This is a genomic window from Agrobacterium tumefaciens, from assembly GCF_013318015.2.
Classification (GTDB): domain Bacteria; phylum Pseudomonadota; class Alphaproteobacteria; order Rhizobiales; family Rhizobiaceae; genus Agrobacterium; species Agrobacterium tumefaciens.
In genome coordinates, this window is the sequence record NZ_CP115842.1 from 69,253 (window position 1) to 91,510 (window position 22,258).

Genomic DNA, 22,258 nt, shown 5'->3' on the forward strand with positions numbered 1-22,258 from the left:
CATCTTCCGTGCGGAAGAGGCCTGAAAGGCTAGTATTTTCAGGCTGACGTTGCATGGCTGACTGCCGGAGGGTCTTCATGTTCTGGTTCCTGCAGCGAATTGCCATTTCTCTGGCACTGCTCTGGGTCGTTACCAGCCTCGTCTTTCTTTCCATTTATATGGTGCCAGGCGATCCGGCTGAACTGCTGCTTTCAGGAGAAGGTTCGACGCCCGACGCGGCTTCGGTTGCGCAGTTGCGCAACGATCTGGGCCTCGACCGGCCGATACTGACGCAATATGTCGATCGGATGTCCGGCCTCATTCGCTTTGATCTCGGCAACTCGATGATCGACGGTTCACCGGTCGCACCCGAAATTGCCAAACGCCTGCCGCGTACACTTGAGCTGATCGCAGCCGCCGCGATCCTCAGTTTGATCATCGGCGTACCGGTCGGCGTTGCCGCAGCCTTGCGACAGGGCGGCAGTTTCGATCGCGTCTCGAATTTTCTTGCCGGTTTTGCCCAGGGCATCCCCGTTTTCGTCGCCGGTACGTTGATAATTCTGGTCTTTGCCCAGATGTGGAAGCTGGTGCCAGCCGGTGGATACGTCAATATTTCAGACGACCCCGGCAAGCATCTGATCCTGCTGGCAATGCCCGCCTTCGCCATCGCGCTCGGTCTTGCGGCGATCGTCGTGCGCATCGCGCGTGCCTCAGTGCTCGATGTTCTGCCGCTGGATTATGTCCGAACCGCACGCGCCAAGGGTCTGCCGCAACGGCGCATAATTGCCCGCCACGTGCTGCGCAACGCGCTGATGCCGGTCATCACGGTCTTCGCGCTCAATCTTGGCGGCCTGTTCGGCGGCACGGTACTGGTGGAATATGTCTTCAACTGGCCAGGCTTGTCCGGCATGCTGGTCAGCGCCGTCAATTCCCGTGACTACCCCACAGTTACTGCGGTCATCCTGGTCATTTCGGCCCTGTTCATCACGCTCAACCTCATCGTCGATATTGTCTACGGTGTCACCGATCCGAGGATTCGCAAATGACGCGCTCGCTTCGTCTCGTCTGGCCGCTGCTGCTCGCTCTCATCGCACTGATATGCCTGCTTGCTCCAGTACTGCCCCTGTCAGATCCTCTGAAGATGACCATGGGTCAGCGGTTCGCCGGGCCTTCTTCAGCTTTCCCGCTCGGGCAGGATGAAATGGGCCGCGACATTCTCTCCCGGCTGGTCTTCGGCATCCGTATCTCGCTGTTTATCGCCCTCTCGACCTCCATCCTTTCGGGCGTCATCGGTACCGCATTCGGCATTATCGGCGGTTACATGCGAGGTTTTCCGGAAATCCTGACGCTCAGGGCCATGGATGTCGTGCTCTGTTTCCCCCCGCTGCTCCTCGCCATGCTCGCCGTAACCCTTTATGGGCCAGGCCCCATGACACTGATCCCCGTGCTTGCCGCAGTGTTCGTTCCCGGCTTCACCCGCATCGCCTATGCCAGCGTGCTTACCGTTCGCTCGCAGGATTATGTCGAGGCGGTACAGGCCATGGGTGCCAGTAACATCCGCATCATGTTGAAAACCATTTTACCCAACATCATGGGACCTCTTCTGGTTCAGGCCAGCTTCGTCACGGCGGCGGCGGTTGTGCTTGAATCGGGCCTGTCCTTCCTTGGTCTCGGCGTCGTCCCTCCCTCGCCCTCACTCGGGCTGATGATCGGAACCGGCCGGGCGGCCATCGCTCATCAGCCCATGCTGCTTGTCTGGCCCTGTCTGGCGCTGGTCGTGATGATCCTCGTGCTCAACGGGGTCTGCGATCTGCTGCGCGACTGGCTCGACCCGCGTTCGGCGGCAGGAGCCGTCCTTGCGGGCGGCGGCGAGAGCGGCGTATGAAACAGGAAAAAGTGACAATGACCGAAACCACGCCTCATCCTGTCCTCTCCATCCGCAATCTCAAGGTCTCATTCCTGCGCGACGGCACGTTCAACCCGGTGGTTCGCGAGCTGAACCTAGACATCCGTGCCGGGGAAACACTTGCGATTGTTGGAGAAAGCGGTTCCGGCAAGAGTGTTACGGCACTGTCCGTGATGCAGCTTCTGCCGGAAAAGACGAGCCGCATCGAAGGCTCGATCAAGCTCGACAATGAAGAGCTGATCGGCGCTTCCCCTGCTCGCATGCGTGAAATCCGTGGCAACCGGGTGGCGATGATTTTCCAGGAACCGATGACGAGCCTCAATCCGGTACTGACCGTCGGGGAACAGATCGCGGAAGCCCTGATTGCCCATAACGGTATTTCGAAAAGCGTGGCACGGACGGAAACTTTGAAACTGATGGAGAAAGTGCGGATTCCCTCCTCTGCCAAACGTATCGACGATTACCCGCACCAGTTTTCCGGAGGCATGCGCCAGCGCGTGATGATTGCGATAGCACTTGCCTGTCGCCCCGCCCTTCTGATTGCCGACGAACCGACCACGGCGCTTGACGTCACCATTCAGGCGCAGATCCTCGACCTCATCAAAACCCTGCAGGAAGAGGAAGGCACCGCTGTGCTTTTCATCACCCATGACATGGGTGTCGTCGCTGAAATCGCCGACCGTACGCTGGTGATGTATCGTGGCGACCAGATTGAGACCGGCACGACATCAGAAGTCTTTGCCAGCCCGCAAAAGCCCTATACGCGCGCCCTGCTTTCCGCGGTGCCGCAACTCGGTTCGGCCGGCGAAGATGGCCCCAGTCCTTTCCCGATTATCGACATGGAAACAGGACAGGCACTGCCACAGAAGAAGCGGCCCGATACCATCGACGCGGCGAGCGGCAAGCTTCTCGATGTCAGGAACCTGTCGGCGCGGTTCGAGATGCGATCCGCCTTCACCCGGATGGTGCACTCGCGCGTGCATGCGGTCGAAAATGTCAGCTTTTCGCTCTCGCGGGGTGAAACACTTGCGCTGGTAGGTGAATCGGGCTGCGGAAAATCGACCACTGGCCGCTTGCTGGCCGGGCTTAACCGGCCGCATTCCGGTTCAATCCATATCCACGGCGCGGATGTTGGCTCCTTCACCAGATCGGACCTGTCCCGTCAAGTTCAGATGATTTTCCAGGACCCATTCGCCAGCCTCAATCCCCGCCTAACGGTTGAAAACGCCATCGCGGAGCCTCTTTTGATCCATGGGTTGGAAACGCCCCGCAATGCCCGAAAGCTTGCGCGTGATCTGCTTGGCGAAGTCGGTCTGGCTGGGGCGATGGCGACCCGTTATCCGCATGAGTTTTCCGGCGGGCAACGCCAGCGCATTTGCATCGCAAGAGCGCTGGCGCTCCAACCCGAACTCATCATTGCCGATGAGGCGGTTTCGGCACTCGACGTTTCAGTCAAGGCTCAGGTGGTAAACTTGTTACTGGACCTTCAGGAACGACTGAAACTCGGCCTGCTGTTCATTTCCCACGACATGGCAGTTGTCGAGCGCATGAGCCATCGCATAGCTGTAATGTATCTCGGCGAAATCGTTGAGACCGGACCGCGCGAAGCTGTTTTCTCCAATCCGCAACATCCCTATACCCGGCGCTTGCTATCGGCCGTGCCGCTACCAGATCCCTCACGCAGGCATATGCGGCGCAAATTCGCTGATACAGAGTTGCGCAGCCCAATCCGGCCGAAAACCTTCACGCCGCCAAACCGCGAATATCGCGAAGTTACACCCGGCCACATGGTTCAGGTGTGGAATGAGGAGTGGGCCTGATCTGGCCCTGCGCTTCCATATCAGCCTGGACGACCTGACGGGAAACCTGGAAGTTTTCCGAGCAGTAAGATGTCTGCGGGATGACCGGCGCGGCAAGTATCAGCCGGCCTGTAGCACGTCTCGCAGAAGCGGGACCGCGCACCGGGCGCCATCTCTTGATCTTTAAGAATCTTACCGCAAATTCTCCAGCGAGCGGTGCAGTCGCCCGAAACGCTCCAGACGGAAAGGTGCTGGATCGACGCATGGCTTGGAGCCTGCCACCAGATCAGCCGTCAGCGCTCCGGCACCGGGGCCGATACCGAATCCATGGCCGGAAAATCCGACGGCCAGATAAAGGCCGGGAATGGCACTGGCAGCAGAGATCACCGGAACGGCATCCGGCGTGACATCCATGAGGCCGCCCCAGGTAGCCGTGATGCGGGCATTTGCAAATGCCGGGAAGGACTTGGACAACTTGTGGATACCTTGGGAAATGAGCTTCGATGACGGAACGGGATCGAGAATGCGGATCTGCTCGAACGGCGTCACAGCGTCACTTTTCCATTGGCGGGGCATCGCCATTTCCCGCAGGAACTGCCCGCCTGTCCGCAAGCGTAATGCCCGCCAGTTTTTAACGAGCGACGGCAGGTAGTCGGCAAACAGACGGAAGCTATCCGGAGTGACGGGCGCGATATCCGCGTTGCGCTGCGCTACCGTGAAGCCGCCATCATGACGGCGACGGAAGGCGAAATCGTTACCGCCCACCGGCATATCCGTCATGCCATCAACAGCCGACAGACGCGCGACGCTGCCGAGGATTTTGAGGATCGGAATATCAAGTCCCATATTGCCTGCAAAAAGCCTGGACCAGGCGCCACCCGCCAGCACGACGGAAGAGCAGCGGATTTCGCCATGTTCCGTCACCACACTGCTTACCTTCCCGGCGGAGCGTTCGATTGACCGGACCGCACAGCCCGTGAGGATATGGGCACCCTTTGCGGCAGCACCGCGTGCCATGGCGGGAACCGCCATGAACGGTTCGGCCTTGCAATCGCTCGGAGTGTGCATCACGGCCTTGAACTGCCTGCCCATGCCCGGCACCAGCGCGTGCATTGCCTCACCGCGCACAATGCGCGAGTCGAGACCCACTGCGGCGGCATGTTGGAGCCACTCCTCGTAAAAGGCGACGTCAGCGTCCGTCTCGCACAGATAGGCAATGCCGCACTGGCGCAACCCGGTTTCGGCGCCGACCCGCTCGTTCATGCCTCTCCAGAGCCTCAAGCTTTCCATGGAAAGCGGCAACTCGGCCGGATCACGCCCCATCTGGCGCACCCAACCCCAGTTCCTAGACGATTGCTCACCAGCGATCAGCCCCTTTTCACAGACGGCAACGCTGATGCCACGTTCGACCAGCGACAACGCTGTCGATACGCCGATGATGCCGCCACCGATAACTACGACATCCACGTGCGCAGGCAGGGTCTTCGACGGCAAGACGGCATCAGGAATTATTCTGGACATTTTTTAGCGCCTGTTGAGGGTGGACGTGCGGTTGCGGAAGCTGGCGATCCGTTGCTCGGTCCGGTCTGGGTCTGCGAATGCTGCAACATCGGAAAAAAGCAGGTCGGCCTCCGCTCGCGTCATCAGTCCACAAGCCACGGAAGCCTCCTGGACGGACAGGCCGTTGGTGGCCGCATGCTTGGCGACGGCAGATGCCGCCGGATAGCCGTAAATCGCCACGAGTGCTGTCGACAGGGCAAGCGATCCGGATGCATCTTTGAGGCCGCGCTCCGTATTGACGTTTATCCCCGAGATACAATGGGAGACAAAAAGCGGGATCGCGCGTCGCATCAAACGAATGCTTTCGCTGATGGCTTCTAGAATGATCGATTCCCATACATTGAGGTCAAGTTCACCCTCGGCGGCGCGGGTGACTGTGGCATCATTACCGATCACACGGAAGGAGACCTGCATCATCATTTCAGGCATAACCGGATTGACTTTGCCCGGCATGATCGACGAACCCGGCTGCACCGCCGGAAGGGTGACCTCGGCAAGCCCCGCCCGCGGTCCTGATGACATCAGGCGCAGATCGGCCGCAAATTTCGACAGGGTCAGGGCTATTGCTTTCAATGCGGCTGAAATCCTCACCCAATCGTCGGCATTTTGCAGCGCATCAAAAAAATTCTCCTCCGGCTGATAAGATTTGCCGGTCAGTGCCTGCAATTCCTCGAAGACGAAGCGGCGATAGGCTTGCGAGGCGCCAAAGGCAGTGCCGACGGCAGTGGCGCCAAGCGGCAGCCGCAGACAAACGTCTTCCAGACCAGACATCCCCGCCATCTGTCGCTCAAAGGCGGCTGAATAACCTGAAAACTGCTGACCGAAAGTGACAGGCAGCGCATCCTGCAAGCAGGTTCGGCCAAGCTTGACCACGTCGCGAAAGGCATTCTCCTTGACCCGAAGAGCATCGACGAGAGAGCCCAGACCTGCGCGGAGGCCAGCCAGTTCACCCCCGACCGCCATTTTCATTGCCGAGGGAATGACATCGTTAGTGGATTGCGCCATGTTGACATGGGTATTGGCATGAACGGGATCCTGTCCCTTCCTGCCGGTCAGAATTTCACTTGCCCTGTTGGCCAGGACCTCGTTGACATTCATATTGGCCGCAGTGCCGCCGCCGCCATGATAGATATCGACAGGAAAATCCTGCCTGCCTGGCATTACGGCGTGTTCGCTCGCAGCCATTTCGATTGCCCCGGCGATCAGCGGATCAAGGTCGCCGGCCCTGCAATTGGCCCGTGCGGCAGCCTGCTTTATGGCAATAATCGCCGGGATGAAGCCTTCGATATCGGCGATCGTCCGGCCGGAAATCGAGAAATTCTCGACCGCGCGCGCCGTCTGGATGCCATAGGCCAAGGCGGCCGGCATCAGCCGTGTTCCGAGCGCATCTTCTTCCAGGCGCATTTCCTCTTGCCCTTCATCCATCTCAACGCCCCGGCCGGTCGAGGAAATCGCGCAGACGATACCATCCGGTAAAGGCAGGCAGGAACCATGGCTTGCCGGAATAAAAAGGAACGGCGGTGAATTTTTGCCGGTCGAACGCCGATTTGGCGTTTTGCTCGCCCAGGATCTTTCGCGCCGTCTGATAACCGAGATAGGTCATCAGCGCGACACCGTTGCCATTGCATCCCACCGCAAAATTCGCCCCATCGCGCTCACCGATATGAGCGAGCTTGTCAACCGTCATGGCGACACTTCCGACCCAGGAATGGGTGATCTTAACGCCAGCGAGCTGGGGCCAAACAGCGAGCATCCTGGCATAGATGTGCTTTGCGGCGCGCCTTTCCGACATTTCGAACACTCCCGGGCGCGAACCGAACAGCAGCCGCGTCCCGTCCGTCGACGGTCGGCTGAAGATGAGATCCCGGCGGGTGTCCGAAATCATGCGGCCCTGCGGGATAAGCTCAGCCATCAGATCGGCCGGCAACGGCTCGGTAGCGATCTGATAGCTCTTTACGGGCACGAGCCGGCGCGCCAATTCCGGCGTCGCATCATCCGCCGTATAGCCATTGGTCGCGACGATCACATCCTTCGTGCGGATCGTCCCACGCGCCGTTGGCACAATCTTATCGCGGTTTGGCCCGTCCTCAACGACGCCAGCACGGGCGTGGGAACGCAGCATGACACCGGCAGCCTTGGCCCGCCCGCGCAGCGCCTTGTGGTAAAGTCCCGGATGCAGGCCGCCATAGTCATCTATCAGCATACCCCCGTGATAATAATCCGAACCGATGGCCGCGCGCTGCTGATCTCGATCAAGGAAGCTGACCTTCACGCCAGTCTTTTCGGCAAGCAGAGCACCGTGGCGCTTCAGCGTCACGTAGTCTGTGGCGGTGTGGGCGCCAAAGAAGCGACCAGTCAGCTTCAGCCCGGCATCGAGCTTCTCCGTGTCGATTAACATTTTCAGATATTCGAAGCTTTCGTTACTTTCGCCGATAAGCCGGTTGATCAACTCCGGGTCAATTCCCTTGATCGCGCCTCCAACGACGAGCTTCTGTCCGCTGGACACCATTCCGCCGGACCTCGTCGAGCAGCCGGAACCGAGCCGGTCACTGTCCAGCACGACAACGGAGCGTCCGGCACGCGCAAGGTGGGTGGCGGCAGCAAGACCGGCATAGCCGGAGCCGACAACCACGACGTCGGCATACTCGGGAACGGGATCGAGATTGGTCTCCGGCTCCGCCTCCTCCCACCAATAGGGAGCTTCCTTGAAATCGGCGGCGTAGATATCGTCAAACTTACGCATTGCATACCGGGCCGCTAAGGCCCGCCTTTCAGGAGTTTTGGGCAATCACAGAACCTGGCCAAGAAACTCGCGTGTGCGCGGATCTTTTGGATGGTCGAACAGCTCGACGGGTGGGGCACTTTCAACAATCAACCCCCGGTCGGTGAAGCAGACGCGGTGTGAAACCTCACGCGCGAATTTCATTTCGTGGGTGACGAGGACACAGGTCAGCCCCTCCTCAACAAGCTCGCGGATCGTAAGAAGAACCTCCTTGACCGTTTCCGGGTCCAGGGCGGCAGTCACCTCATCGAAAAGAATGACTTCCGGCTGCATGGCAAGCGCGCGGGCAATAGCCACGCGTTGCTGCTGGCCGCCGGAAAGCTGGCCAGGATAGCTGTCGGCCTTTTCCGACAGGCGCACCTTGGCGAGAAGCTTCCGGGCGCGATCCGCGACCTCTGCCTTGTCATGGCCGAGCACTTGGATCGGCGCCATCATGATGTTTTCCAGGGCGGTGCGATGCGGAAAGAGATTGTACTGCTGGAACACCATTGCCACCTGGTGGCGCAATGGCCGCATTGCCTTCTCGGTGCGCATCTCGTGCACCTTGTGATTTCCCACCCGGATAAAACCCTCATTGATCGGAATCAGGCCGTTGATGCAGCGCAAAATGGTCGACTTTCCGGAACCGGACGGTCCGATGATGCAGACAGCCTCCCCCTTGCCGACGCTGAGGGAAATTCCTTTCAGGACCTCGAACGTGCCGAAAGATTTTCGGATGCCATCGATCTCGATCAGGGCGTTGGAGCGGTTCATAGATTGTCTCCTTTAACCGCATGCTCCAGGCGCCGCGCGAAGATCGCGATCGGGTAGCAATAGGCAAAAAACAGGAAGAGGATGGTCGGATAAAAATAGACGAGCGCCCGTTCGCTCTCCATCGCCAGTGAGGTGTTGAGGATGGTCAAAACGTCCTGAATACCCGTGACCGTGGCAAGCGCCGTTGCAATCATCAGCAGGGCATAGAGGTTCATCCAGCCAGGTATCATCCGGCGCAAGGCTTGGGGAAGGATGACGTAACGATAGATCTGCAGCTGGGTGTAACCGAGCGAACGGGACGCCTCCCATTGTCCGCTATGGATCGACTGCACCGCCCCGCGAATGACTTCGGAGAAGTTTGCCGCCGTCGGTAACGCCAGCCCGATGACCGCCTTTACGAAAGGCGGGAAGGGAACGACGAAGCCGAAGATCTTCATCTCGAAAGGCAGAATGTAAAGCATCGCGAAAAGCAGGACGAGCCAGGGCGAGTTTCGCAGGAAATTCATGACGAAAAATGCCGGCAGGCGAATGAAGGGCGATTTTGCGAGCGTCGCAAGACCCATCACGGTGCCAAGGGTAGTCGCCACCGCCATGGAGGCAATCGACAGCAGGATGTTGAGGATGAAGCCGCCACTTATCGGCCAGCCGGAGCCGGAGCCTGTCAGGAGCAGTGGCAGGCGCACGGCGACGCGGTTCCAGTGTTGCGCGCCGCCGGCGAGTGCATCGATCGCAATCCAGATTGCCACCGCAAGCGCGATGAAAAGCAGGACGGCACGTTTCTTGTTTTCGTAAGTCATGGTGGAGACCATGGTCAGTGTCCCTTTCCATAACCGGGGAAAGCCATCCAGGCTTCGAGCCTGGACATTGCAAATGTCAGGATGGATACGAGCCCCACATAGATGACGAGCACGAGGATCATGACCTCGAGTGTGCGAAACGTGTCGTTGTAGATCTGGCCGGCGTAATACATCAGTTCCGGCACCGTAATGACCGAAGCCTGAGAGGTTGTTTTGAACAGGTTGGTGAGAATGTTGGTAATCGCCGGCAGGCTGATGCGCACAGCAATCGGCGCCTCAACTTTCCAGAAACGCGACCACCGGCTGTATCCGAGCGACCGGGCCGCTTCTATGATCGACCGCGGCATGGTTTCGATGCCGGACCTGAAAGCCTCGATGGCCAGCGCTCCGCCGAACAGGCTGAGCGAAATCGAGGCGCAGGCGAATGCACTCAGAAGCGGCATCTGCAGACCGGTGGAGGGATCGGTAACTTTCAGCCCCAGCGTCGACAGCGTGAAATAGGCAAAAAGCATCTGCAGCAGTGGCGGCGTGTTGCGGAACACCTCCACGAACAGCTCGATGATGGCATCCAGCCAGAAAATCCGCAAAGTCAGCGCAAGCGCACCGAGAAGGCCGATGATGATCGCGGCACTGGATGACAGTGCCGCAAGCTTGAGTGTGTTGAGGACCCCGGTGAGCAGCCATTGCTGATAGGCTGGATCCGTAAGCCAGGAATAATCAAGACCGAACAATAGCTGCTCCAGACCCTATCAGTTCAGTTTTGCTTTGGCAGCCTTGGCGCGCTCGGCAATGTAATCGGCGTGGGGAATATTGAACTCGGTTTCCCAGGCGATCATCTTGCCTTCGGCTTCCGCCTTGGTGATGGCGTTGTCCACGGCCTCCTGGAACGCCTTGTCGCCTTCGCGGATACCACCTGCCATCGGCAGATACTCATAGGTGGGGACGGCGACCTTGTAGCCTTTCCAGTCCGCTTCCTGAACCTTGAGGTCAAGGGTCATCTGGTCGAAGACAAAACCCACGCAACGATTGTCGCGCAAAGCGCGCATGGCCTCCGGTTGGGTCTTGAAGGCAACAAGCTGGATTCCGAATTCCTCGGTCATCTTCTTGTTATAATAGGATCCCTGAATGCCGCAGACCGGCTTACCCTTCAGCTCCTCCCATTTGCTGGTGGTCGCTTCTTTGGCCATCATGACGGCAGGGCCTGGAGACGATACGTAAGCGGTGGTGAAATCGATGACCTTGTCGCGCTCCGGCGTGACGCCAAGCGTCGCGAAAATCGCATCGATACGACCAGCGGTCAGGAACTCGATACGATTGGCGGCAACGACCGGCACAAATTCGATCTTGTCTGAAGACCCCAGAAGTTCCTTGGCGACGTATTTCGCCAGTTCGACTTCGAAGCCGATGATCTCACCCTTGTCGTTGAGATACCCATAAGGTGGATAATCGTTCTTGACGCCGACGATCAGCTTGTCGCGGGCCTTGACGTCATCAAGCGTACCGGCGAGCGCGGCACTGGCCGCCAGCATGCCCAAAGCCGCCAGGGCGGTAGTTGCGAGAATGTTTGCTGCTTTTTTCTTCATTTTGTTCCCCTGTTTGTTCAAGCGGGTCTGGCGTTCTCGAAACCCGCAGGTCGTCTTCAAAATCAAGCTGCCTACAAAATATTCACTTATTTAATCTGCTCAATTTTGGTCATTGAATACGCAGTTTTCTCATTATACAAGTTATTGAGATTTTATTTTCATAATGTGAGACAATATGGCCAAATCCACCCAATCCTCCTCTGGTGGCGCGCAGCTTCTGGATCGAGCGGTAGCTCTTCTGGATCTTGTTGCAGACGGCGGCGTACAAGGCGTCACGCTCAAGGAACTAACGAACAGATCCGGACTCAACACGGCTACCTGCCACCGCATCCTCAACACGCTGGTCGGCCACAAGCTCCTCGCTCGTGACGACAGGAAGCGCTGTTACCGGCTGGGCGCGCGTATGGCGATTTACGGTGCGCGCGCCGCACGTGGACCTGGCATCATCAGCCGCTGCGAAATGGCGCTGACCCGCATTCGGCGCCGAACCGGCGATACCATCCACCTGATGGCCCGGTTGAACCACGATTCCGTTTGCCTCGACAGACGCGACGGAGAATGCGTGGTGCCGACACTGACCGGCTCGATCGGTGGTTCGGTCCCGCTTGGCGTCGGTCCAGGCTCAATTGCCATGCTCGCCTTCCTCGAAGAGGACGAACAGGAATTCATCATCCGCGCCAATATCGAGCGCTATGCCGCCTACCGCGATCTCACCGCCGACAAAGTGCGCCGACTGATCGCTGAAACACGCGAACGCGGTTATGCAATCGACGTCGGCGAGCTTATCCCCGGGATTGCCGGCGTTTCCGTGCCGATTTTTTCGGATGGTACAACGCCAAACGCTTCCCTGGGCTTCACACTTTTAAGTGCCAAGCTGGAGCCCGGCACACTGGAGCAATATGCGATGCTGCTAAAGGACGAAATCTCGGCGATCGTCGATCAATAGCTGTCATCGAGCAGGCAGTTGACCCAGAATTCCGAAACACTCGCGCGGTTCGGCAAACTGACGACATGCAGGATGGAGCTGGCAATATCTTCAGGTTGGGTCAGGGTGTCCGACGGCATCGCGCCTGCCAGAGGCAGCCCCATATCAGTCGCAACGAAACCCGGACATATGGCGGTCGCCCTTACACCCTTGTCGAAACCGGCATGACGGATTGCATGCGACAGGCCAAGGGCTGCGAATTTCGAGACCGAGTAGGCGCCAGACACTGCCGATTTGACCCTTTTCCCCGATAGCGAGGCGACAATCGCCACGCGACCAGCTCCGGACGCGATTAGCGGGTCCCAGCAGGCCTGCACAACGCGCCGCGGGCCATTGACGTTGACGTCCATCAATGAGGCGAACTCCTCGTCAGTCGCTTCCACCACGGTCTTGCGCACCATGACGCCGGCGTTGGCAACAACAGCATCGATGCGCCCGAACCGTGCCAGAACGGCAGCAGCCCAGTCGACAGGCGATTGCGGGGCGAGCGCGTCATAGGCCTGCACGTGGACTAACGCTGGATCCGCCCATTCCGGCAGTAGCGGCGTGCGCATTCCAAGCGAGACCTTCCAGCCGGCCTCCATAAAGGCCCTGCCGGTGGCAGCACCGATACCGCGATTGCCTCCGGAAATGAGGACGGTTTTCCTGTCGGTCATATAGGTTTTCCTTTCTCAGGCATGGGGAAGAAGGGTGGCGCCTTCCTTGCGGGTTGCATGGTTTTCCTGCATGCGAAAATAACGAAGGCGCAGACCGGGCGCGAAGGACATCAGCAACGGCGCCCTGTGCAGTGGTTCAATTTTCAGGGAGAGGTCCTTGTCCGGCACGCCCAGCGCCCATTCTGACAAGACGCCGCCAAGCATGGAGCCGGTTGGCACGCCGCGGCCAGAAAGTCCCGTACAGGCAACGATGCCGGGCGCCAGATCATAGAGCCTCGGGACAGTGCGCATCTGCATGTCCAGTTCGCCGAACCAGAAATATTCCCAACGGATTTCCTCGCTGATCTGCGGATGAAGGAATTTCAGCCGGTCTGTGAGAACCTGCCGGGTATAGTCAGGGTCGGCGCCACGCTGGCCCATGGGGAACATGGAGGCAACAATGCGACCTTCACGGTTGTATTTGTAGACATAGATATCGCCGCGCCCATCATGCATGGTCGTATTGTGGGGCAGGACTTTTGCGCGCGTTTCCGGATCGAGCGGCTGGGTGGCCGCGAGAAATACTTTCTTGATGCGGAAGCTTTTATCGAGGTTTTTCCAGCCACCGACGGTGTAAGCGCCGGTCGCGAAGATCACCTTTTCAGCCAGCACAGCGCCCCGGGGCGTTCGCACGGACCATTTCCCGGCCTCTGGCTGGACATCCTCGACCGGGGACGCGGTAAACACCTGCCCGCCCTCTGCGATAACGGCGCGTGCAAGGCCACGTGCGTATGAAAGCGGGTTCAAATGACCGCCCTCCTCGTGATACCAGGCGCCATAAAAACGAGGGCTGCCTGTCAACGCTTCGACCTCGTCCCTGCCAATGACCCGGCAGCGCGCGCCAGCGCCGGCATATGCATCAGACTTCATCTGCAGCGTGGACATGGCGCCGGGACGCAATGCGCCCATAACATAACCATTCTGGACCCATTCGCAGTCGATTCCGTAGGTCGAGATCATCTCGACGACGCGATCATTGGCCCGCGTCTGGCGGTGAATAAGGCGCTCCGCCCAGGGCTCGCCCAGAATTTTCCCGAGCGACGGCAGGCTGTAATAGCTGAAGGTCGGGGTGCAGTGGCCGGCATTGCGTCCCGAACCGCCAAAACCTGCCTCTTGCGCTTCGACCAAAGCAACCTTGACGCCCCTGCGCGCCAGCTCCAGCGCCGTCGTCAGTCCGGTATATCCCGCGCCCACGACACAGACGTCCACATCGACACGGCCTTCAAGCCTCGCGGTTTTCGGCGCGGGCGCTGCGGTTGCAAACCACAAGGTTTGGTCAAAAGGTGAAAATTTTCCCAAATTCGTTCTCCTCAAGGCACACGAAAGTAATCCGGGAACGGCACAGTTCCGGGAAAAGATGTCTCGACATGGATTACAGATGAGCACTGCTGATTTTCTATGCGTGCCAGATTTTACAGCAAATCGTCAATCGCGATCTCACATTACGACCGCCACGGCGATGTTTTTTCATATAGTGATTTTTTGCCGTGAGACGAGCGGCAAGCATAAATCGCCAGATTGCCGAGACAACACCGGCCACTGCCGGACACATTGAGGTCGGAGCCGATTATTTAACCGCCAACTCGAGACTGCCCAGGGCTTGACTCGCGGAAAATCAAAAGATATGTCACTTTCCATTCTAATATATCAGTTAGGCATTTGATATGTCTGTTACCCTTGAATTCCCATCGTTACCGCTGTCCGAACTCGTCACCCCGCAAGACCTGCCGGCTGACGGAAACATGACCAACAGGATCCATGCCTTACTTCGCAAACTGATTGTCGAGGTGAAGCTGCTCCCAGGGCGGGCGCTGTCGGAAAAGGAGATCGCGACACTGCTGCATGTCAGCAAAACTCCGGTCCGCGAGGCAATCATTCGCCTTTCCGAAGAAGGTTTCGTGACTGTCGTGCCGCAAGGTGGCACCTACATCTCGCCGATCGACGTTCAGCGGTACATGGAGGCCTGTTTCATTCGATTCAAGCTGGAAGAAGGCGCTGTGATCGAGGCAACCAAGCGGCATTCGCTGGAAGACATCGCACGGCTGAAAACCTGTCTGTCGCAGCAGCGCACTGCCGCCGCGGATGAGGAATTCACTAACTTTTTCCTGCTCGACGAGGAATTCCACCGCACGATCTTTTCAGCAGCTCGCCTTCCTGGAGCCTGGAGCGTCGTAAATCAGGCGAAAGGCGAAATGGACCGAATGCGACACCTGAAGCGCGTTTTTGCAGTCCGTCGCACCGAGAAGGTTATCGAAGAGCACGAAGCAATCGTGAACTCAATCGAATCCGGCGATGTCGAAGCCGCAAGAGAGGCCGTACAGCGCCACCTCGGATCACTCGAAACCAAAATCGCAGAACTCTCCAAGAACCCGAAGATCTGGACCTTCATCGAGCAGGTCAACACGCGCGTCACGAGGAAGCGCGCTTCACGGGGGCAGAAGACGCCTGACTGAACATTCAAGGCTTTTGAGGAGGGGCCTTTCATGTCCGCAGTTCAAATCAACGACGTCGTCAAGCGCTATGGTGCCCTTGAAGTCGTCCACGGTATCAATCTTTCCATACAGCCGCAGGAATTCGTTGTCCTCGTAGGTCCTTCGGGATGCGGAAAGTCCACCACGCTGCGCATGCTCGCCGGGCTGGAAGACATTTCGGACGGCACCGTTTCAATGGACGGCCGAGTGGTCAACAAGATCGCGCCCAAAGACCGCGATGTCGCGATGGTGTTTCAGAACTACGCGCTTTATCCGCATCTGAGCGTGGCCGATAACATCGCTTTTGGCCTGCGAGTGAGGGGCGAAAAGCGAGCGGTTATCGACAAGGCGGTGGCAGAAGCTGCACAGATCCTCGGGCTCACCGAATATCTGGGCCGCAAGCCGGCGGATCTTTCCGGTGGCCAGCGCCAACGCGTCGCCATGGGTCGTGCCATCGTGCGCAGGCCGAAAATCTTCCTGTTCGACGAACCTCTCTCGAACCTCGACGCAAAGCTGCGCACCCACATGCGGGCCGAGATTAAATTGCTGCACAAGCGGATGAACGCCACCAGCATCTACGTGACGCACGATCAGGTCGAGGCAATGACACTTGCGGACCGCATCGTCATCATGAATGGCGGCCATATCGAGCAGGTCGGTTCGCCGATGGAGGTTTTCCTCGAACCGGCCAACACGTTCGTCGCAAGTTTTATCGGCTCACCGCCCATGAACCTTCTGTCCGGGACGATTGAAAAGCAGGATGGCACCGTAAAGGTCAAAATCACAGGTAGTGCCGGACAACGCTTCAGCGTCCCGGAAGCATTTGCGAAAAATGTGACGGAAGGGCAGCAGGTCAAACTCGGCCTGCGACCCGAAATCATGTCGGTAGAGACCGAAGACAGTCGTGAAAACCTCAATTGCAGCATCGACCTCGTGGAGCCCTTGGGCGCGGAGGCTCTGCTCCACGGCAGGGCTGATGGCCAGCCATTTATTGCCAAGGCGGAAACACTTTACGGCGATCATACTCTCAACGGCGTCACACGACTTGGCATCGATACCACACGCATCCATGTCTTCGATGCGGCAACCGGAAGGTCGCTGAAAACCCCAAGCGGGGCGCGACCATGAAAAAGGGTTTTCAGGAACGCCTTCACGATCTCCAGGAAGATGTTCGCCGCGACTGGCAGCTCTACCTACTTCTCGCTCCGATGATTATCTGGTTCGCCGTCTTTCTCTATAAGCCCATGTACGGGCTGGTCATCGCGTTTCAGGACTTCTCGATTTTTCGCGGCATTGCAAAGAGCCCGTGGGTCGGTTTTGAAAACTTCGCGGAGCTCTTTCACAATGACATGTTCATCCGCGCCTTCTGGAACACCCTAAAAATCAGCGCTCTCGGCCTGATCTTCGCGTTTCCGGTCCCGATCATCCTGGCCTTGATGTTCAACGAGGTTCAAAACAGCGTTGCCCGAAGCTGGGCCCAGACGATCGTTTACCTGCCGCATTTCATTTCGGTGGTGATCGTGGCCGGCATCGTCATCAACTTCCTGTCGCCGTCGATAGGCATCGTCAATCTTCTGCTGAAAGGCCTTGGATTCGAGCCGATATACTTCCTGACCCAGCCGGAATGGTTTCGTCCGATTTATATCGGCTCGTCGGTCTGGAAGGAAGCGGGCTTCGAATCCATCGTCTATCTCGCCGCCATCGCTGGCGTGAGCCCGACGCTTTATGAATCTGCCCGTGTGGACGGGGCATCGCGCTGGCAGATGATGTGGCGGATCACCCTGCCCTGCATCCTGCCGACAATCGTGATCATGCTGATCATCCGCATCGGCAATCTGGTCGAGGTCGGGTTCGAATATATCATTCTGCTCTATCGGCCATCCACCTATGAGACGGCAGATGTCGTTTCCACCTTCATTTACCGCACCGGCTTGCAGGGTACCCAATACGATCTCGCGACGGCCGCCGGACTGTTCAATGCGGTTATCGCTTTCGTCCTCGTCTATTCGGCAAATCGCATCAGCCGAAAAGTCTCGTCGACATCGCTTTGGTGAGGAGCTGAAAGATGGCAAACTTCAATCTTTATTCCCGCGGCGACAGGATTTTTGGCTGGGCAAATGCCATTCTTCTGGGTCTGTTCGTTCTGTCGACGCTTTATCCCTTCATCTATGTGCTTTCGGTCTCGCTATCTTCGGGGGCCGCCGTCACGGCTGGCCGTGTCACGCTATGGCCGGTTGATGTGACCCTTGCCGCTTACGACAGGGTATTGTCCGACAGGATGTTCTGGGTCGCCTATGGCAACACGTTCATCTACACCTTCGGCGGCACGCTGATGAGCCTGCTGATCATGATCCCCGGAGCCTACGCCCTTTCGCGCAAACGCCTGCGCGGCCGCACTTTCTTCAACATCGCCATCGCTTTTACGCTGTGGTTCAACGCCGGCATGATCCCTTTCTTTCTGAACATGCGTGATCTTGGACTTCTCGACAGCCGCTTCGGCATCATCCTCGGATTTGCGGCAAACGCCTTCAACGTCATTCTGCTGCGCAACTTCTTCGAAGCGGTGCCAAAGTCCTTCGAAGAAGCCGCCAAAATGGACGGTGCAAGCGAGTTGCAGCTGCTGTGGAAGGTGTTCATTCCGCTTTCCAAGCCCGCAATCGTCACCGTTGCGCTGTTCTGCATCGTTTCGCGGTGGAACGGTTACTTCTGGGCGATGGTCTTGCTGCGCGGCGAGGAGAAGATCCCGCTTCAGGTCTATCTGAAGCGCGTGATCGTCGATCTTAACTCGAATGACGAATTCGCATCGAGCCTTCTCACCGCCCACTATTCGTTCGAGACGGTAACATCCGCGATCATGATCGCTTCCATCATTCCCGTCCTCATCATTTACCCCTACGCGCAGAAGTATTTCACCAAAGGAATTCTGCTGGGCGGAGTCAAAGAGTAGCAGCACAAGGGAGGAGAACCTGTGAGAGCACTACGAAAAGGCACGCCCCTACTGGCGTTGATGACAGCCGCAACCCTGGCCTTGCCGGCATCGGCGCAGGATTCAGGGAAAATTTCCAAGGATCCGCTGGAGCTTACGATCCACTTCCACTTCCGGGACAAATACGTCTACTCGGAAAAATGGCCGGTGGAGCAAAAGGCCGCCGAGATCACCAACATTCATGTCCGCAACGTGGCGTCGCTGGCGACCACCAGCAGCCGCGATGCATTCAACCTTCTGATTGCCTCGGGCAACCTTCCCGACATCGTCGGCGGCGACGCCACGGGCGGGCTGAAGGAAGACTTCATTCGCTACGGGTTGGAGGGCGCATTCATTCCACTCGATGACCTGATCGAGGAAAACGCCCCCAACCTCAAGGCATTCTTCGACAGCCACAAGGAAATCCGCAACGCCATCTCCGGACCGGACGGCAAGCTCTATTTCATCCCTTACGTCCCTGATGGCAAGTTCTCGCGCGGTTGGTTCATCCGCCAGGATTGGCTCGACAAGCTTGGGCTGAAGCAGCCGGAAACACCGGAAGAGGTCTACGAAGTTCTGAAAGCCTTCCGTGACAAGGACCCGAACGGCAACGGTCTCAAGGATGAAGTTCCCTACTTTGCCCGTGAGGAAATCGATGCGGTCCGCCTTATCAATCTGTGGGATGCGCGCGTGTCCGGATCCGAGCGTTATGGCGACTTTGCCGTTTATGACGGACAACTTCGTCATCCCTGGGCGGAGGAAAACTACAAGACCGGGATTTCCAACGTGGCCAAATGGTACAAGGAAGGCCTGATCGACAAGGAGATTTTCACCCGCGGTGCTCGCTCGCGTGAATATCTGCTGGGCAACAATCTCGGCGGCATGACGCATGACTGGTTCGCCAGTACCTCGACCTACAACGACGCCCTGTCGCCAAAGATCAACGGTTTCGCGCTAAAGCCGATGCTGCCGCCAAAGACGGTCTCGGGCCAACGGTTTGAGGATTCCCGTCGGCTGCGTGTCCAGCCCGTCGGCTGGGCTATTTCGGCGACCAACGAACACCCGGTCGAAACAATCAAGTATTTCGATTTCTGGTTCTCTCAACAGGGGCGCATCCTGTCGAATTTCGGCGTCGAAGGCCTGACCTACGAGATGGTCGATGGCAAGCCGCAATTCAAGAAGGAAATCCTCGACAACAAGGACCCGGTGAATGCCCAGTTGTGGGCGGTCGGTGCGGCGATCCCGCGCGGATACTGGATGGACTACGAATATGAGCGCCAGTGGACAAACAAGATCGCGCTTGAAGGCATCGATATGTACGACAAGTGCAACTGCCTCAAGGATGAGTTCATGGGCGTTTCCCTGAACGCAGAGGAAAAGGCGACATTCGACCGCTACTGGCCAAGCATCCTCACCTACATGACCGAGATGCAGCAGACCTGGATACTGGGTGCCCAGGACGTCGATGCCGGCTGGGATGCCTACAAGAAGCGCCTCACGGCACTCGGTTACGACGAGGTCATCAAGATGATGCAATCGGCCTATGACCGCCAGTACAAGGCCGCGCAATAAACCTTCGACCGTGATGGCGGCTTTGTCGCCGCCATCCTTTCCTTCCTGTTTTCATAGGAGTTAGAGCGCAATGTGTCCCTCTGCCCCGGCAATCTCCCGACAGACACTTCTCGATGAACCCCGGCCGGGTTCATTGACCATTGGCTACGAGCCGAGCGAAGAAGTACCGCCGACGGAGAACCCTCCGCGCTTTTCATGGCTGCCCGACATCGACGACGGTGCGCGCTACGTATTGCGGATTTCGTCCGATCCCGGTTTTGCAGACAAAAAGACGCTCGTCTTTGAAGATCTCGCGTGGAATTTCTTCACGCCGGACGAAGCCCTTCCGGAAGGCCGCTATCACTGGTGTTATGCGTTGTGGGGCCCGACGTCCGCGACGCCGGATTCCAACTGGAGTACCGTGCGCAGCTTCGAGATCGACGCTTCGCTGCCGAAAACGCCGCTACCAAGCAGGCAGGCCCGTCATGCAGCCGCGCATGCCAGCCATCCACGGCTCTGGCTCAATCCGGAACAGTTGCGCTGCTTCTCGGAGGCGGTGGCAAAGGACCCCAATCATTGCAGTTGGTCCGAGTTCTACGAGAAATCGGTAAAACCCTGGCTTGAGCGGCCGGTCATGCCGGAACCTCAGCCTTATCCCAACAATATGCGCGTCGCAGGACTCTGGCGACAGATGTATATCGACTGCCAGGAAGTGATCTATGCGATCCGGCACCTGGCCATTGCCGGTCGGGTGCTCGGACGCGACGATCTACTCGATGCGTCGCGCAAGTGGCTGCTGGCCGTCGCTGGCTGGGACCCGAAAGGCGCGACCTCCCGGGCCTATAATGACGAGGCGGGGTTCCGTATCGTCGTGGCACTCGCCTGGGGCTATGACTGGCTATACGACTATCTGAGCGAAGACGAGCGCGAGACCGTACGCTCGGTTCTTCTTGAACGGACGCGGGAGGTCGCCGACCATGTCATTGCGCATGCCCGCATCCACGTGTTTCCCTATGACAGCCATGCGGTCCGTTCGCTTTCGGCAGTACTGACGCCGGCCTGTATCGCGCTTCAGGACGAAAGCGACGAGGCGGGCGAATGGCTCGATTATACCGTTGAATTCCTTGCCACCCTCTATTCTCCCTGGGCTGGAACTGACGGTGGCTGGGCGGAAGGGCCGCATTACTGGATGACCGGTATGGCCTACCTCATCGAGGCCGCCAATCTGATCCGCTCCTATATCGGCTACGACCTCTATCAACGGCCATTTTTCCAGAACACCGGGCGTTTCCCGCTTTATACCAAGGCGCCGGGAACCCGCCGCGCCAATTTTGGCGACGACTCCACGCTTGGCGATCTTCCCGGCCTGAAACTGGGTTACAATGTTCGGCAATTTGCCGGCGTTACCGGCAACGGCCATTACCAATGGTATTTCGATCACATCAAGGCCGATGCGACGGGCACAGAAATGGCCTTCTACAATTACGGCTGGTGGGACCTGAACTTCGACGATCTCGTCTATCGTCACGACTATCAGCAGGTGGAAGCAGTCTCGCCTGCAGACTTGCCGGCACTCGCTGTTTTCGATGATATCGGTTGGGCGACCATCCAGCAACATATGGAAGACCCGGAACGGCATCTGCAATTCGTCTTCAAATCAAGTCCCTACGGTTCGCTAAGCCACAGCCATGGCGACCAGAATGCCTTTGTCCTCTATGCCTACGGCGAGGATCTGGCGATCCAGTCCGGCTATTACGTGGCGTTCAACTCGCAGATGCATCTGAACTGGCGCCGTCAGACACGGTCGAAGAACGCCGTCCTGATCGGCGGCAAGGGACAATATGCGGAAAAGGACAAGGCGCTCGCGCGCCGCGCCGCCGGCCGTATCGTATCGGTTGAGGAAAATCCCGGACATGTCCGGATCATCGGAGATGCGACGTCTGCCTATCAGGTCGCGAACCCGCTTGTTATGAAAGCGCAGCGCGAAATGCACTTCGTCAACGACAGCTATTTCGTGATTGTCGATGAGGTGGAGTGCTCCGAGCCCCAGGAACTGCAATGGCTTTGCCATACCACAGGGGCACCGCAGACCGGCAAGTCGAGCTTTCGCTACAATGGCCAAAAGGCGGGCTTTTACGGCCAGTTTGTCTTCTCGTCAGCCGGCACACCGCAGATCGCGGCCGTCGAAGGTTTTCCCGACATTGATCCCAAGGAGTTCGAGGGTCTTGATATCCACCATCACGTCTGCGCCACGGTTCCAGCAGCAACTCGGCATCGGCTGGTCACCCTTCTGGTGCCTTACAGTTTAAAGGAGCCGAAGCGCATCTTCAGCTTCATAGACGATCAGGGTTTTTCGACCGACATCTATTTCAGCGACGTCGACGACGAGCGTTTCAAGCTCTCCCTTCCCAAGCAATTCTAACCATACGAGG

The 22,258-nt window shown here is 58.1% G+C and carries 19 protein-coding genes; 10 read left to right on the plus strand and 9 right to left on the minus strand.

The window, feature by feature from the left end:
* The first annotated feature begins 77 nt into the window (after positions 1 to 77).
* From G6L97_RS13970 to G6L97_RS28295, 3 genes are read left to right on the plus strand one after another with little or no spacing between them, the layout of a single operon-like run.
* A complete protein-coding gene (locus G6L97_RS13970) occupies positions 78 to 1,025 on the plus strand; it encodes an ABC transporter permease (RefSeq protein WP_035199210.1) in 948 nt (315 codons plus the stop codon).
* The gene (locus G6L97_RS13975) at positions 1,022 to 1,864 is read left to right on the plus strand and encodes an ABC transporter permease (RefSeq protein ID WP_174003048.1); all 843 of its coding nucleotides are present in this window, start codon (positions 1,022 to 1,024) and stop codon (positions 1,862 to 1,864) included. Before G6L97_RS13970 ends, G6L97_RS13975 begins: the two co-directional genes overlap by 4 nt.
* A gap of 17 nt (positions 1,865 to 1,881) precedes the next feature.
* Positions 1,882 to 3,705 carry an ABC transporter ATP-binding protein gene (locus G6L97_RS28295; protein WP_174003051.1) on the plus strand — a complete coding sequence of 608 codons (1,824 nt, stop codon included), beginning with the start codon at positions 1,882 to 1,884 and terminating at the stop codon, positions 3,703 to 3,705.
* 171 nt (positions 3,706 to 3,876) lie between these two features.
* Here the strand turns inward: G6L97_RS28295 and G6L97_RS13985 are convergent, their stop codons facing one another.
* Genes G6L97_RS13985 through G6L97_RS14015 form a run of 7 tightly spaced genes read right to left on the minus strand, consistent with a single transcriptional unit; the run spans position 3,877 to position 11,159 of the window.
* Positions 3,877 to 5,205, minus strand: coding sequence for an NAD(P)/FAD-dependent oxidoreductase (locus G6L97_RS13985; protein ID WP_111782660.1), 1,329 nt, complete (start codon positions 5,203 to 5,205; stop codon positions 3,877 to 3,879).
* A gap of 3 nt (positions 5,206 to 5,208) precedes the next feature.
* Positions 5,209 to 6,669, minus strand: a complete 1,461-nt coding sequence (locus G6L97_RS13990) for a lyase family protein (RefSeq protein ID WP_174003054.1) — start codon at positions 6,667 to 6,669, stop codon at positions 5,209 to 5,211.
* A gap of 1 nt (position 6,670) precedes the next feature.
* Positions 6,671 to 7,987, minus strand: a complete 1,317-nt coding sequence (locus G6L97_RS13995; RefSeq protein WP_003517554.1) for an NAD(P)/FAD-dependent oxidoreductase — start codon at positions 7,985 to 7,987, stop codon at positions 6,671 to 6,673.
* Between the two features lie 45 nt (positions 7,988 to 8,032).
* A complete protein-coding gene (locus G6L97_RS14000) occupies positions 8,033 to 8,779 on the minus strand; it encodes an amino acid ABC transporter ATP-binding protein (RefSeq protein WP_272434381.1) in 747 nt (248 codons plus the stop codon).
* A complete protein-coding gene (locus tag G6L97_RS14005) occupies positions 8,776 to 9,588 on the minus strand; it encodes an amino acid ABC transporter permease (RefSeq protein WP_174003057.1) in 813 nt (270 codons plus the stop codon). The genes G6L97_RS14000 and G6L97_RS14005 overlap by 4 nt, the downstream gene beginning before the upstream one ends.
* A gap of 2 nt (positions 9,589 to 9,590) precedes the next feature.
* Positions 9,591 to 10,307 carry an amino acid ABC transporter permease gene (locus G6L97_RS14010; RefSeq protein WP_003517557.1) on the minus strand — a complete coding sequence of 239 codons (717 nt, stop codon included), beginning with the start codon at positions 10,305 to 10,307 and terminating at the stop codon, positions 9,591 to 9,593.
* Positions 10,308 to 10,325: 18 nt separating this feature from the next.
* The gene (locus G6L97_RS14015) at positions 10,326 to 11,159 is read right to left on the minus strand and encodes a transporter substrate-binding domain-containing protein (protein WP_174003060.1); all 834 of its coding nucleotides are present in this window, start codon (positions 11,157 to 11,159) and stop codon (positions 10,326 to 10,328) included.
* A gap of 175 nt (positions 11,160 to 11,334) precedes the next feature.
* On the opposite strand from G6L97_RS14015, the gene G6L97_RS14020 reads away from it, so the two are divergent.
* Positions 11,335 to 12,105, plus strand: coding sequence for an IclR family transcriptional regulator (locus tag G6L97_RS14020; protein ID WP_019566338.1), 771 nt, complete (start codon positions 11,335 to 11,337; stop codon positions 12,103 to 12,105).
* On the opposite strand, the gene G6L97_RS14025 is transcribed toward G6L97_RS14020, so the two are convergent.
* Positions 12,099 to 12,800 carry an SDR family NAD(P)-dependent oxidoreductase gene (locus G6L97_RS14025; RefSeq protein ID WP_174003063.1) on the minus strand — a complete coding sequence of 234 codons (702 nt, stop codon included), beginning with the start codon at positions 12,798 to 12,800 and terminating at the stop codon, positions 12,099 to 12,101. The genes G6L97_RS14020 and G6L97_RS14025 overlap by 7 nt on opposite strands.
* Positions 12,801 to 12,815: 15 nt before the next feature.
* Positions 12,816 to 14,138, minus strand: coding sequence for an NAD(P)/FAD-dependent oxidoreductase (locus G6L97_RS14030; RefSeq protein WP_174003066.1), 1,323 nt, complete (start codon positions 14,136 to 14,138; stop codon positions 12,816 to 12,818).
* 365 nt (positions 14,139 to 14,503) lie between these two features.
* Between G6L97_RS14030 and G6L97_RS14035 the strand changes: the two genes are divergently transcribed.
* The 6 genes from G6L97_RS14035 (at position 14,504) to G6L97_RS14060 (ending at position 22,248) form a co-directional block, all read left to right on the plus strand.
* The gene (locus G6L97_RS14035) at positions 14,504 to 15,292 is read left to right on the plus strand and encodes a GntR family transcriptional regulator (RefSeq protein WP_003517566.1); all 789 of its coding nucleotides are present in this window, start codon (positions 14,504 to 14,506) and stop codon (positions 15,290 to 15,292) included.
* A gap of 30 nt (positions 15,293 to 15,322) precedes the next feature.
* Complete coding sequence (locus G6L97_RS14040) at positions 15,323 to 16,438, plus strand: ABC transporter ATP-binding protein (RefSeq protein ID WP_174003069.1); 1,116 nt, start codon at positions 15,323 to 15,325, stop codon at positions 16,436 to 16,438.
* Entirely contained in the window at positions 16,435 to 17,364 is a 930-nt protein-coding gene (locus G6L97_RS14045) for an ABC transporter permease (RefSeq protein WP_013761267.1), read from the plus strand. The genes G6L97_RS14040 and G6L97_RS14045 overlap by 4 nt, the downstream gene beginning before the upstream one ends.
* A gap of 11 nt (positions 17,365 to 17,375) precedes the next feature.
* On the plus strand, positions 17,376 to 18,257 hold the full coding sequence (locus tag G6L97_RS14050; RefSeq protein WP_003517572.1) for a carbohydrate ABC transporter permease: 882 nt from the start codon (positions 17,376 to 17,378) through the stop codon (positions 18,255 to 18,257).
* Positions 18,258 to 18,317: 60 nt separating this feature from the next.
* Positions 18,318 to 19,847, plus strand: a complete 1,530-nt coding sequence (locus G6L97_RS14055; protein WP_003517573.1) for an extracellular solute-binding protein — start codon at positions 18,318 to 18,320, stop codon at positions 19,845 to 19,847.
* Positions 19,848 to 19,917: 70 nt separating this feature from the next.
* Positions 19,918 to 22,248, plus strand: a complete 2,331-nt coding sequence (locus tag G6L97_RS14060; protein WP_065688945.1) for an alginate lyase — start codon at positions 19,918 to 19,920, stop codon at positions 22,246 to 22,248.
* Positions 22,249 to 22,258: the final 10 nt, after the last annotated feature.

Excerpts from the sequence above, each read along its gene's own strand:
- G6L97_RS13970 (WP_035199210.1), top strand. The coding sequence starts at position 78 with ATGTTCTGGTTCCTGCAGCGAATTGCCATTTCTCTGGCACTGCTCTGG.
- G6L97_RS13975 (WP_174003048.1), top strand. The coding sequence starts at position 1,022 with ATGACGCGCTCGCTTCGTCTCGTCTGGCCGCTGCTGCTCGCTCTCATC.
- G6L97_RS28295 (WP_174003051.1), top strand. The coding sequence starts at position 1,882 with ATGACCGAAACCACGCCTCATCCTGTCCTCTCCATCCGCAATCTCAAG.
- G6L97_RS13985 (WP_111782660.1), bottom strand. The coding sequence starts at position 5,205 with ATGTCCAGAATAATTCCTGATGCCGTCTTGCCGTCGAAGACCCTGCCT.
- G6L97_RS13990 (WP_174003054.1), bottom strand. The coding sequence starts at position 6,669 with ATGGATGAAGGGCAAGAGGAAATGCGCCTGGAAGAAGATGCGCTCGGA.
- G6L97_RS13995 (WP_003517554.1), bottom strand. The coding sequence starts at position 7,987 with ATGCGTAAGTTTGACGATATCTACGCCGCCGATTTCAAGGAAGCTCCC.
- G6L97_RS14000 (WP_272434381.1), bottom strand. The coding sequence starts at position 8,779 with ATGAACCGCTCCAACGCCCTGATCGAGATCGATGGCATCCGAAAATCT.
- G6L97_RS14005 (WP_174003057.1), bottom strand. The coding sequence starts at position 9,588 with ATGGTCTCCACCATGACTTACGAAAACAAGAAACGTGCCGTCCTGCTT.
- G6L97_RS14015 (WP_174003060.1), bottom strand. The coding sequence starts at position 11,159 with ATGAAGAAAAAAGCAGCAAACATTCTCGCAACTACCGCCCTGGCGGCT.
- G6L97_RS14020 (WP_019566338.1), top strand. The coding sequence starts at position 11,335 with ATGGCCAAATCCACCCAATCCTCCTCTGGTGGCGCGCAGCTTCTGGAT.
- G6L97_RS14025 (WP_174003063.1), bottom strand. The coding sequence starts at position 12,800 with ATGACCGACAGGAAAACCGTCCTCATTTCCGGAGGCAATCGCGGTATC.
- G6L97_RS14035 (WP_003517566.1), top strand. The coding sequence starts at position 14,504 with ATGTCTGTTACCCTTGAATTCCCATCGTTACCGCTGTCCGAACTCGTC.
- G6L97_RS14040 (WP_174003069.1), top strand. The coding sequence starts at position 15,323 with ATGTCCGCAGTTCAAATCAACGACGTCGTCAAGCGCTATGGTGCCCTT.
- G6L97_RS14045 (WP_013761267.1), top strand. The coding sequence starts at position 16,435 with ATGAAAAAGGGTTTTCAGGAACGCCTTCACGATCTCCAGGAAGATGTT.
- G6L97_RS14050 (WP_003517572.1), top strand. The coding sequence starts at position 17,376 with ATGGCAAACTTCAATCTTTATTCCCGCGGCGACAGGATTTTTGGCTGG.
- G6L97_RS14055 (WP_003517573.1), top strand. The coding sequence starts at position 18,318 with ATGACAGCCGCAACCCTGGCCTTGCCGGCATCGGCGCAGGATTCAGGG.
- G6L97_RS14060 (WP_065688945.1), top strand. The coding sequence starts at position 19,918 with ATGTGTCCCTCTGCCCCGGCAATCTCCCGACAGACACTTCTCGATGAA.